Genomic DNA, 11,453 nt, shown 5'->3' with positions numbered 1-11,453 from the left:
ATGCGCGAGAACCGTCCGACTGGCCATGATCGTCACAGCCCGGATCATGCCACCCACCAGCACGGACGCTCACCCGCAATCACGCACCAGCTCGTAACTGATCGTTTCAGAATGAAGTTCGTTGTGAGGGTTGGCAGTTGGGTGTTGTATCGGCAGGATCTGTTGGGTGTCTGCTGATCTTGTGCCTGATGACCTGTGGGAACGTGTGGCCCCGCTGTTGCCTGCTCGTCCGCCTCGGCGGCATCGGTATCCCGGCCGGTTGCCGGCGGATGACCGGGCCGCCTTGCGGGGCATCGTTTACGTGCTGTGCAAGAGCGTGAGCTGGCGGGATGTTCCAGCTGGACAGGTTGGCTGCAGTGGCGTGACGGCCTGGCGGCGTCTGCGGGACTGGACGGAAGCTGGCGTCTGGCCGCAGCTGCACGCGGTACTGCTGGCCGAGCTGCGGGCCGCGGGTCTGCTGGACATGAACGACGCGGCCATCGACGGCTCCCACGTCCGGGCCCTCAAAGGGGGGCTCACACCGGACCTTCGCCGGTCGACCGCGCGCGTCCGGGCAGCAAGCACCACCTGATCGTCGACCGGCACGGCACCCCCTTGGTCGTCTCGCTGCCGAGTAGCCGAGGGGAATCTCACCCCTCGGCTCTCACAGAACCGTGCGTAACAGTCTCCCGTTACACGGCTCTTGCCGTTCTGATCATCAAGCTGATACGGCACCCGTGGTCAGGCGCCAATGCGTAAACATGCGGGGGTATCGCCGGGCGATCTCCTGCATCTTCGCGAGGGCCTTCCGCTTGGCCGCGAGTCGTTTGTACTTCTGGCGGATCCAGCGCACCAGGTAGGCGTTGATGCGCATCACGAAGGGGATCAGCTCCCACGGCCTGAAACGGCTGTAGTAGTTGAGCCAGCCCGCCACCACAGGGTTGATCCTGCGGGCGAGCTCATGGAAAAAGAGTTCCGAGCGAGTGTGCAGGTGCCAGGACCGCAGCTCCCGCCCCATCTTCGTCAGAGCGTCCCTGCTGATCGCCGGCTCGAAGGACAGGAACAGGTTCCCGTGCCGAGTCCGGTTCTTCCTGGCGCGGAACGTGTACCCGAGGAAGGTGAACGCCGTGTGCTCGTAGGAGCCGCGGCGGCTGCCGTCCTTGCAGTAGACGATCCGGGTCTTGTCCGGGTGCAGCTGCAACCCGACTTCGACCATCCTGTCCGTGAGCGCGGCCAGGACCTGGCGGGCCTGGCGCTCGGTGACGCAGTGCAGCACCGCATCATCCGCATAGCGTTCGAACCAGATCGACGGGAACTCCCGCGCCATCCAGACGTCGAACGCGTAATGCAGGAACAGGTTCGCCAGGACGGGAGACGCTGGGGCCCCTTGCGGGGTCCCGCGTTCCCGTTCCAGCAGGGAGCCGTCGGGCATGACGAGCGGGGCGGCAAGCCACCGCCGCACGTACAGCTTCACCCAAACGGCGTCGGTGTGCGCCTCCACCGCGTTGACCAGCAGGTCCCAGGGCACGCTGTCGAAGAACTTGGCGATGTCGAACTCCACCACCCAGTCCCGCTTCCAACAACGCTCCCGGCATTTTCCTACCGCGTCCAAAGCGGACCGTCCAGGCCGGTATCCGAAACTGTCCGGGTGGAAAACAGGCTCCACCCTTCGCATCAGATGCCGTGCCACCACGGTCTGAGCCACACGGTCAGCGACAGCGGGAATGCCAAGCATTCTCTCGCCCCCGCCCTGCGGCTTGGGAATGGCCACCGCGCGCACCGGAGGTGGAAAGTATGAGCCCGAAGACATTCGGTTCCAGACCTTGTAAAGATTGTTCCTCAGGTCCTTCTCGAAGTCGGCGATACTCTGTCCGTCCACGCCGGGTGCACCCTTGTTAGCCCTGACTTCCTCCCATGCCTCCTTGACTTCCCACTTCGAAATCTCAAACGGCTTGGTCGATGACTTCAACTGGCCCATCGGACTCCTCCCGGACATTGTCCGGTTGATGCGATCAACTCAGTCACGAACGGCCCGGCTCCTTCGCTCCACCCCTGTCACAGGGGCTTCATCACTACTACGAGCCGGTCCGCCAGCAGGACCCGCGTCGGTACTCGCCCCCTTGCAGTATCTGCTGCTTGGGGCACTCCCTCTCACCCACCGCTGAGCGGCGGGCGGTATCGGGTCCTGCCTTCTCCTGTTCCATGCGGAAGCCGCAGACCGGACTCACGTCGCCTACATGCCGGACACCACCTGGCCAATAAGCGGGCACCCGCCAGGCTCATCCCGGAGTTCTGGTCACACCCCGGTTTTGATGTCGTCTGTTTTCCTTGCGACACGTCAGCAGCGATTCACTTGCGTTCGTCTTCCCGGTCCCCACCTGACGCCTCTTACGACGCCTTTTCCTCATCGCTCACCACGACGGTCTTCAGCCAACGCAGCATGAGGCGGTTTGAAGCCTCCCCCCACAGGGCGGCTCCGAAGGGCCAAAACCTTCATCTTCCACACAGCATCACGTCCAGAAGTTGCCCTACAACCAACTCCCTTTCATGTTCAGGACACAAGACCAGGAGAAACATCGTGATTGAAAAACTCCAGGCCCACTACGGGTTCAACCGCATGCCGTTTGGCCGCGACCTCGCCCCGGGCATGCTCCACCGCCACGCGTCCCACAACGAGGCCGTCGCCCGCATCGGCTGGTGCATCGCCGAACGCTCGATCGGAGTCGTCACCGGCGAGGTCGGAGCAGGCAAAACCGTCTCCGTCCGCACCGTCCTGCACAGCCTCGACCCATCGAAACACACCGTGATCTACCTGCCCAACCCGATGATCGGGGTCCGCGGCATCCACGAAGCGATCGTCACCGCGTTCGGCCAGCCACCCGCCCACCTCGGCTCCCGGCTCACCGCCCAGACCGGCCACGCGCTCACCGCCGAACGCGAGGAACGCGGACGAACCCCCGTCCTCGTCCTGGACGAGGCCCACCTACTCAGCTACGAACAGCTCGAAGCCATCCGCATGCTCACCAACACCGCCATGGACCAGGACTCACCCTTGTCCTGCCTGCTCGTGGGCCAGCCCACCCTCCGCCGCACCATGAAACTCGCCGTCCTGGCCGCCCTCGAACAGCGCACGGCCCTGCGCTACACGATGCCGGGCATGACCGCGACCGAGACCGCCAGCTACATCAAGCACCACCTCGGCCTCGCCGGCCGGGCCGATCAGCTGTTCACCGAGGACGCCATCACCCTCATCCACACCACCGCCCGCGGCTTCCCCCGCGCGGTCAACAACCTCTGCCTGCAATCCCTCGTCGCCACATTCGCCGGCGGCAAGTCCATCGTCGACGAGAAAGCCGCCCAGTCCGCCGTCACCGAAATCCTCGACTGAACCCACCGACACCTTGCCGACCAAACCGGCACCTCACCGACAACCGCCCCGCTGGGACCACCCCAGCGGGGCGTCCCCGTCCTCACCCATCGGCATCTTCAACGCCGCACCCGTCGGCATTTTCAGCGCCGGGCAACAGGCATGGGCCGTCAGGGTTCCGTGCCCGGCGCGGGAGGTAGTCGGCGCGCCGGGCACGGAGTCTTGCGGACGGTGGCGGTACCGCCGGTTTTCAGGCATGCGGGTGGCCGGCGGTTGTGAACGGTTGTTCGATGGTGGGGCTGTATTGCCAGGTGGTGGTGCCGAGTGCGGTGGGGGCGTCGGTGATGCCGGCGCCGGTGCGCGCGGGATCGGCGGCGAAAACCGGGCGGCAGGCGGTGCGCAGCAGGGTGTAGAGCTGGCTGGTCCGGGCGGGAGTGTGTGGCGTGGCGTGGGTGCGCAGGTGGTCGTGGTGGGCGAGGAGGAGGGCGGCGAGGCCGGTGACGTGGGCGGCGGCGATCGCGGTGCCGTCGGCGGGGGTGTAGCCGCCGCCGGGCGCGGTGGTGATCACAGCGACGCCTGGCGCGGCGAGGTCGACGCCGGGGCCGGTGGCGGTGAACGGGGTCGGGTAGGGGCCGGGCCAGGTCGGCTGCAGCAGGGTGTTGTTGTCCGCGGGCTGGGTGCCGGTGTGGGCGAGGGCGCCGACGGCCAGGACGTGGGGCAGGGCGGCGGGCTGGGTCAGGGGGCCGGCGGTGTCGCCGGCCGGGGCGATCAGGGCGGTCCCGGCCGTGTGCGCGTCGAGGAGCTTCCAGGCCACCAACTGGGAGGGGAGCGGGTAGGCGAGGTTGAGCTGGGCGATGTCGACGCTATGGGTGAGGCAGTAGTCGACGGCTTCCAGCAGATCGCTGACGTGTCCGCCGGGGAACAGTTTGAGGGCGTGGAGTTCGGCCTCGGCGGCGATGCCGGTAATCCCGGTGCGGTTGTCGGCCGCCGCGATGATCCCGGCGCACCAGGTGCCGTGCCCGGTGGCATCCGTGTGCCAGCTCCTCTCACCACTGAGGCGGGTGAAGTCGTACCCGGTGTGGACCGTGTCCTTCAGATCCGGATGGGTGATGTCGACGCCGGAGTCGATCAGGGCGATCTTGATGCCGTGGCCACGGTAGGTGGGCGGGATCTGGTGCAGCCGCATCGCCTGCCACCCCCAGCCGGTCACCGCCCGGTCCGGAAAGCCCTCGAACGTCTCCGTCAGTGCCGTGAGCTTGACCGTCGTGGTCTCTGCGCCGTCGCGCAGGCGGGGATCATCCAGGCGTAGCGGCCAGTAGTCGCTGGCGGGGCGGACGTACACGGCCTTGACCGTGGCCGGGGTGTCCGCGGCCAGGATGAGCTCGGCCCGGCCGTCCGGGCCGGTGATGGCGTGGGCGGTGGCGCCGGTCCCGATCGCCCACACATGCGCACCCGCCACGGCTGCGCCCTCACTACCCTGGACCTGCACGCCGAGCCGCGCGGGCTCGGCCAGTGGGACGCTGAGTGCCGGATCGCTCACCGGTGCGGCCGTGCCCAGGCTGGCCGATGCCCAGGAGGCGGGCGTGTAGGTCAGGGGCTGGTCGATCTCCACGACGACCTGCTGGTTCGCCGCCAGCGCGCGGGCCCGTTCCTCGGGCATCAGCACCACCGCGACCGGCGGACACGCCGGATACGGTTCCGCGATCGCCCCCAGCCCCCGGGAGCGCGACGGCCGCACCTGCGCGACCGGCTCCACGTCCGGGTCCTCTTCCAACAGCGTGAACAGCGCCGACGCCTCGATCGGCGGCACCCCACCCGCGAGCAGGCCCAGCGGACGCAGCGCCACCAGATACCGTCCCCACCCCACCCGCCGGCCACCGGACCCGGCAGCACGGGGCTCTGACGGCTCTCCCCGCTGGCCGGATCTGCTCGCCGGCTCGCCGGACGGCGTGGCCGCCGCACCCCGCACATCGTGGGGCTTCGTGCCCTTGTCGCCGTTGCCCGGCTTCACGCCGCCGCCCTGCTCACTCATCACCCAACCGCCGTCTCGAAGAATCCGACACCCAGCGCACGCCTGAAAACCTGGCCGGTGGGAGCGGACGTGCCACCGCTCCCACCCACGCCACGGCCGTCCCCGCCCGGATTGGTCACCCACGCGGAGAGGCCAAGCCTGGCCGGGCGGACCGCTGCGGGGAAGAGGCAGCGGCCCGGCCCGGCCGCCGCTCACATGCCCAGGCCGGGCATCTGGCCGTACTGCGGGAAGCCCGGGAACTGGCCCTGGCCCTGGCCTGGCCCTGCAGCTGGCCGCCGAACTGAGCCTGCGGCTGTATGCCGGGCATCTGGTCGTACTGCGGCTGCATGCCGGGGAACCGGCCGGACTGCCCCTGCCCGGGGAACTGCCCCGTCTGGCCCTGCTGGCCCTGGCCGGTGATCTGGGTGAGCGCGGTGTGCACGAGGGGGGCGATGCGGCGGGCGCACTCGGTCAGCACCTGGCCAAAGGCGTGCGGCGGGATCTGCCCCTGCGCCTGGATGCCCATCAGGATCTGCGGGTCCATCCGCAGCTGCTCCACCACCGCGGACACCGCACTCGCCGAACAGCGCAGCGCCAGCTCCGTCACCAGCAGCGGCAGCTGCTGCATGCCCTGCATGCCGAACGGCTGCTGCTGGCCGAACTGTCCCTGGCCCTGCTGGGCCCAGGGCTGCTGGTTCTGGGCCTGGAGGCCCCAGGGCTGCTGCGGGGACATCTGCTGGCCGTAGGGCTGCTGGGTCTGGGGCTGGCTGATCTGCTGGGGGGGTGTAGACGGACATGCGGGACTCCTCCTTGAGCCTTGCGGGGAACAGACGGGTGAACGGCATCACCGGACACCGGGTCTGCCGACGTGCAGAGCAAACCACCAACCGGCCAAGAACACATTCCGGGACATACCGCCAAGCGGCGGAGCACGGTTGCGGCACTGCTGACGACACATACGCCACGGCCGTCCAGTCCACACCCCAGACGCTCCCCGCTCTCTCTCCCGGTGGGGGCCGGGGGTGGGGGTGGCCGGAGCGTGTCGCCGGGGCCAGACTGGAGGGATGAGCGGGCATCTGTCCTCAGCAGCCATGTCTGGCGCTGTGCCGGTGCTGCTGTCGCCGATGCTCGCCGTGATCGGCCCGCCGCCGGGGCCGGACACGGAAGCCGAGTACGCCTACGAGACCCTGTGGAACGGTGCCCGTGTTCTTGCCCATCTGCCTGGTGACGGCAGCGTGCGCCTGTGGTCGGCCACCGGCATGGACGTCACCGCCCAATACCCCGAGCTCCAGGTACTGCCCGGCATGCTGCCCGCGCCGGAAGCGATACTCGACGGGGAGATCATCACCCCCGGCGACGACGGCCAGCCGTCGATGGAACGACTGCAGCAGCGGATGAACCTGCACCACCCCGACGCGGTCACCCACGCCCTGGAAGACCTACCCGTCCAGCTGATGATCTTCGACATCCTGCACCTGGGCCAGCCGGTCATCCAGCTGCCCTACACCTCCCGGCGAGACCTCCTCGACGACCTCGCCCCCACCGGCCCCCACATCGCCGCACCCGCGGCCTGGCTCGCACCCGCCGCCCAGGCACTCGAGCAGACCCGCGCCGACGGCTACGACGGCGTGGTCGCCAAACACCTCTCCAGCCCCTACCGGCCCGGCCGCCGCACCCGCGACTGGATCAAAATCAAACACCTGACCCCGCACTGACCCGGCGGGCCGGTCGATCCCCGGCCGCCCGCCGACCGATCGCGGCGCCTTCGGCAGAGGGCCTTGCCAGCGGGCGGTGCTGTTCGTCGTCGTGAACAGTCCCCGCGCAGTCCGCCGAATTGCTTCGGCGGACTGCCGTGAGAACGCTGGTCCGCAGCGCTCACCTGCTGCGGGCAGGGAACTCGCGGGCGGGCACGCCACGTGGATCGGTTGGTTCTAGGGGCAGGGGGTGAGGAACACAGCGCAGCAGCCGCGTGAGTTGGGGCGGAATGTTGCGGATGGCCAGGGCGGTGCCGTGCGCGCGGGCGGTCTTGTGCGCGGTGATCAGGGCGCTGAGGCCGGCGCAGTCGCAGAACTCGAGCCGGCCCAGGTCTATGATGACCTGCTCGTGCCGGTGGATGGTGTCGAGGAGTGCCTGGCGGATGCGGGGCGCGGTGGCGATATCGAGTTCGCCGGTCACGTACGCAACCGCCTGGCGGTTGTCGTGGATCACGAGGACATGAGCGCTCATTCCAGGTCTCCCTGCGGGGGCGGCTGGCTGCCCCGTGGGGGCGGGGTGGTGCCCCAGCGGGGGGCTGTGTCAGCCGAAGAGGTCGCGGACGCGCAGGGTGCGGATGGTGCGTCGGCGCTGGGGGCCGTTGAGACTTTCGGGGGCCGTGAGGGGGGTGGGGGGTTTCCACTGGGCGTGGTAGGCGGTCCAGAAGTCGTTCCACGCGGCCGTTTCGGTGGGGCCGTGTCCGGTGATGTGGGTGCCGGGGCAGGTGACGGTGTAACCGTCGGGGGTCAGCTGGACGGACACGCTGGTGTGCGGCATCGCCACCACCTCCATACAGGGTTGTGCAGGGTGATACTGCCCTTCAGTGTGCCGACCCTCCCTGCCGCATACCAGCCCAAACCGACACCCGCTGCCCGGGGCGGGCACCTGACAGCGTGAGCGAGCGTTGAGGCGGGATGTGAGCAATACAAGACCGGGGCGGCGGCACCGCCACCCTTTACCGATACGAGGGTCCGTGCGCGTGCAGCAGCCGTTCCGGCTGGATGATCTCTCCCACGTCCGGCTGGCCGCCCGGCGGGCCGAAAACCCGTTCTTCGACCGCGCCCTGGTCGACGAGTCCTACACCCGGACCGTGTTCGCCGGCCGGGGGCTGCTGTTCCTCGCCCGGCCGCTACCCTCACGCCCGCAGTGGCGCGTCCATCTGGCGTTCTTCGCCCCCGTCGGGGAGGGCGCCTGGCTGGTTCTGCTGCCGCACCACCGCGCCCACCGCAGCCTGGGCGAGGCGCAGGAAGCCTCCGAGGCCCTGGCCGCGGCGATGCACCGCACCTCATGGCACCACGCCGTGGGCCTGTTCGCCCGCCCTTCCCCCACCCGGTCGGTGCTGTGGAACGACGGTGCCCGCGCTGCATACGGCGCTGCGGGATAGCGGCCCCGAGTCCCCCTGCTCCTCCCAGGAGGCTGATGCCCTGGGGCGGAGGTCCGGCCGTGGCTGCGACGGGCGCCCCGGGAGGGGAGGCCGCCAGTTGGAAGTCACGGAGCACGTGCGGCCGGGTTCGCTGGTGTGTTCGGCCATGCCTTTCACCACCACGGGCAGGTGGCCCAGGTGGCGGCTGGAGGGTGGGGTGGGGGCTCTGGCCGGGGGTGGTATCCAGAGCCCCCAGGGGGCCGCTTCTCCATGTGACAGGGGAACACGTCACGCGTCCGTCATCGTCAACGAGTCACAGCGGCGCCGCATCACGCGTGGATGGTGTCCCGCCGAGTGGTGTAGCCGCGATCTTCGCGGTAGCGACCTCCATAGCCTCTCTCAGGTGGAAGCTGGTGGTCATTTGTGCCGATGACACAGGCTGACGAGCCGTCAGGGGAACGGGGGCGGCTGACACCTCTCATTCCTGTCATGACCTGCGGCTTTGCGCTTGATCGCTGCTACACCACATGAGGGGACGTGACCCACGCGTGAAGCGTGCCTTCTCCGCTGAAGCGGCTATAGCCGTGGCTGGATCGCGTCGAGAACGGTCTGCCTGTATGCCGGGGAGGCCGACGGTCAGGGTGGCTCCGCCTGCGTTCCGCCCGGTTCCTCATCATTTCCGGGCTTCCCGGCCGGGAGTGATGCGTCACGGCTCGGGCTGTGGTGGTCGAGGGTTTCGGTCAGTGCGCGGGCGTCGGCGTGGTGCTCGAGCGCTCGCAGCAGCAGGACGGCCAGTTCTTCGTCGGGCCAGGCGTCTTCGGGGACGGGACCCAGGAGGTAGCCGGTGATCCACAGCCGGGCCAGCATGCCCGCGGCCGAGCCGCGCAACGTCGTGAACAAGGCAGGATCGTCCCTGGTCAAAAAGCCCTCCGGGGCCAGTTCCAGATCCTCGACGAACTGCCACGCCCGGGCGAACAGCTCATCGGCGTCATGGTCGGTCTCGGCGAAGCGGCAGGCGATGTCGTCCAGCCACACCCCACCCATCACCCCCGCCGCGTGCAAAAGGTCCCGCACCCGCTCCCCGTCACCGTCCTCGCACACCAGCAGCTCACCGCGCAGCTCCTCAAGCTCGCGCACCAGCGCCTCGATGTCACGCAGCGTCTCCAGACGCAGCACCCGTACCCGGCGCGCCGCGCCCTCGTCACCCCCGCCTGCCGGAGCGGACATGCCCTCATCGTCACCCCGCACCAGGCTCCCCGCACACGCACAGCGGGGCACGTTCCCGGCTGTCCCGGCCAGCGGCTCTATCCCATGCTCAGCCCTGGCGGGACACCAGAACCGGTCACGTGTTCTACTCGAGGTGCGGTGGGGTGGTAGCTCAGCTGGTCAGAGCAGCGGACTCATAATCCGCCGGCCGTGGGTTCAAGTCCCACCCACCCCACACCCACCCACTCGTCGTCGGCCTTCGGCGCACCCTCACCCCAGGCAACACGCCGTCAAGGACACCCCGGAACCAGCCGAGCCGCTCATGCGGGCGGTGCCTCTTCGCCTGCCGGCAGCATCCGGCGCAAACAGCTGGGACCGCGAAAGGGGCGCGGCGGCCGGTCCGTGAGGCGGCTGACTGGGCGGTGTTGTGCCAGGGCCGCCGGATTGCCTCATCTGCCGCATCGGCTCGTAGGGTTCGGTCAGCATGTCTGCCTGACCGTCCTGCCTGAATCTTCGGGAAACCTCTGTATGCGAGCCGACCGTACCGCCGCCGCCCCCGTCATCCAGCACGTGCGGTATCTGATCGCTGAGCGCCCGGATCTGCCGGTGGCGGCCCTCGCCCGGCACGCCGGTGTCACCTCCTCCACGCTGAAGTCCCTGCTGTCCGACGCCCGGCACGGCCCAGGTGAAGAGCGCACCGTCAGCCCGGCAGTCGCCCGGCGCCTGCTGTCGCTCCAGCTGGCCGACCTGCCGTGCCGTGAGCGCGGCTACGGCGGCCAGTCCACCGACGCAGCCCCGGCCATGCATCATGTGCGGGCGCTGCTGGCCGCGCATCCCGCCCTGTCGCAGGCCGCTGTCGCCCGGGCGGCCGGCATGTCGCCCAGCACGCTGGCGGCCGCACTGCACGATGTCGCAGCCGGCCGGCCCCGACGCATCCAGCAAGCCGCCGCCCGACAACTCCTGGCCCTGGACCCGGACCTCATCCTGCCCGCGGCCGCTGCGCGCCGCAGCGACACGATGGATCTGCGGCCGGTCATCGATCACCTGCGGGCCCTGCAGCTGCGCTACGACCGCGCCAGCTGTGCCTTCATCGCCCGCACCGCGGGCGTCAATCCCAGCACCCTGGCCTCCGCCCTGCTGGACCACAGCCGCGACCCTAGGCGCGGCATCCACACCGCTGTGGGCCGGCGGATCCTTGCCCTGGACGAGCTTCCCCCGCCCGCCTGCCCGCGCCGTACCCAGGTCACCGATACCGGGCTGTTGCGGCGCCTGTACGCCCTGTGCGCGGCCGGCTGGACCCTGGGAGAAATCGGTGAGGCCGGCGGCATCAGCGCCAAGACGCTCACCGCCTTCGCCACCACCCCCCGCCCGCGCAGCACACCCGCCCTGCGCGGTGCGGTCCTGGCTGCCTGGGAGCAGCTGTCCCACCAGCCCGGCCCCTCCCCCGCCGCCCGACGGCGCGCCCAATCCAAGGGCTGGGCACCCCCGCTGGCCTGGGACGACGAAACCATCGACGACCCCGCCGTCTCACCCAGCGGCATCCGCAACCCCCACCACCAGCCACCCTGGAACCCCGACCTGCTCGATCACGAGCTGCGTTTCCTCGCCCGCCTCGGCCTCAGCAAAGCCCAGGCCCTCAAACGCCTCGGCCTGGGCAACCGGCGCGCCCAGCGGATACTCACGAGGCTGTCGCACGACTTCCCCCGTCCGGGAGTCAAGAGCGATTCGATGTTCGGCTCGGGTCGTTGCGGGGATGGTGGAGCCTGGTTCGGTGG

The 11,453-nt window shown here is 69.4% G+C and carries 10 protein-coding genes, 1 tRNA gene and 1 pseudogene; 6 read left to right on the top strand and 6 right to left on the bottom strand.

Going from position 1 to position 11,453, the window contains the following annotated elements; all coding sequences use genetic code 11:
- Positions 1 to 166: 166 nt before the first annotated feature.
- A pseudogene (locus ACFVZH_RS39170) lies at positions 167 to 609 on the top strand (transposase); the annotation flags it as partial.
- Positions 610 to 697: 88 nt separating this feature from the next.
- On the opposite strand, the gene ltrA reads toward ACFVZH_RS39170, so the two are convergent.
- On the bottom strand, positions 698 to 1,957 hold the full coding sequence (ltrA, locus tag ACFVZH_RS39165) for a group II intron reverse transcriptase/maturase (RefSeq protein WP_384905266.1): 1,260 nt from the start codon (positions 1,955 to 1,957) through the stop codon (positions 698 to 700).
- Between the two features lie 600 nt (positions 1,958 to 2,557).
- Between ltrA and ACFVZH_RS39160 the strand changes: the two genes are divergently transcribed.
- Positions 2,558 to 3,367, top strand: coding sequence for an ExeA family protein (locus ACFVZH_RS39160; protein ID WP_384905264.1), 810 nt, complete (start codon positions 2,558 to 2,560; stop codon positions 3,365 to 3,367).
- 229 nt (positions 3,368 to 3,596) lie between these two features.
- Here the strand turns inward: ACFVZH_RS39160 and ACFVZH_RS39155 are convergent, their stop codons facing one another.
- Both ACFVZH_RS39155 and ACFVZH_RS39150 read right to left on the bottom strand, forming a co-directional pair.
- Positions 3,597 to 5,192, bottom strand: a complete 1,596-nt coding sequence (locus tag ACFVZH_RS39155) for a S8 family serine peptidase (RefSeq protein ID WP_384905262.1) — start codon at positions 5,190 to 5,192, stop codon at positions 3,597 to 3,599.
- A gap of 301 nt (positions 5,193 to 5,493) precedes the next feature.
- Positions 5,494 to 6,090: a hypothetical protein gene (locus tag ACFVZH_RS39150; protein ID WP_384905260.1), complete on the bottom strand. Its 597-nt coding sequence runs from the start codon at positions 6,088 to 6,090 to the stop codon at positions 5,494 to 5,496.
- 358 nt (positions 6,091 to 6,448) lie between these two features.
- Between ACFVZH_RS39150 and ACFVZH_RS39145 the strand changes: the two genes are divergently transcribed.
- On the top strand, positions 6,449 to 7,072 hold the full coding sequence (locus tag ACFVZH_RS39145; RefSeq protein WP_384905258.1) for a hypothetical protein: 624 nt from the start codon (positions 6,449 to 6,451) through the stop codon (positions 7,070 to 7,072).
- A gap of 160 nt (positions 7,073 to 7,232) precedes the next feature.
- On the opposite strand, the gene ACFVZH_RS39140 is transcribed toward ACFVZH_RS39145, so the two are convergent.
- Entirely contained in the window at positions 7,233 to 7,583 is a 351-nt protein-coding gene (locus ACFVZH_RS39140; protein ID WP_384905256.1) for an STAS domain-containing protein, read from the bottom strand.
- Between the two features lie 69 nt (positions 7,584 to 7,652).
- Positions 7,653 to 7,886: a hypothetical protein gene (locus ACFVZH_RS39135; RefSeq protein WP_384905255.1), complete on the bottom strand. Its 234-nt coding sequence runs from the start codon at positions 7,884 to 7,886 to the stop codon at positions 7,653 to 7,655.
- Positions 7,887 to 8,088: 202 nt separating this feature from the next.
- Between ACFVZH_RS39135 and ACFVZH_RS39130 the strand changes: the two genes are divergently transcribed.
- Positions 8,089 to 8,493 (top strand): hypothetical protein, encoded by a 405-nt coding sequence (locus ACFVZH_RS39130; protein WP_384905253.1) that lies wholly within the window; start codon positions 8,089 to 8,091, stop codon positions 8,491 to 8,493.
- A gap of 615 nt (positions 8,494 to 9,108) precedes the next feature.
- On the opposite strand, the gene ACFVZH_RS39125 is transcribed toward ACFVZH_RS39130, so the two are convergent.
- Positions 9,109 to 9,699: a hypothetical protein gene (locus ACFVZH_RS39125; RefSeq protein WP_384905251.1), complete on the bottom strand. Its 591-nt coding sequence runs from the start codon at positions 9,697 to 9,699 to the stop codon at positions 9,109 to 9,111.
- A 140-nt stretch (positions 9,700 to 9,839) separates the two neighbouring features.
- Here ACFVZH_RS39125 and ACFVZH_RS39120 point away from each other — a divergent pair.
- A tRNA-Ile gene (locus ACFVZH_RS39120) sits at positions 9,840 to 9,913 on the top strand.
- Between the two features lie 293 nt (positions 9,914 to 10,206).
- On the top strand, positions 10,207 to 11,453 hold a 1,247-nt coding region (locus ACFVZH_RS39115), incomplete at its 3' end, for a hypothetical protein (RefSeq protein WP_384905249.1).

The sequence above is a fragment of the Streptomyces sp. NPDC059534 genome, assembly GCF_042743475.1.
Classification (GTDB): Bacteria; Actinomycetota; Actinomycetes; order Streptomycetales; family Streptomycetaceae; genus Streptomyces.
The sequence above is the reverse complement of the archived record's forward strand: the minus strand, read 5'-3'. Positions and strand labels throughout refer to the sequence as shown.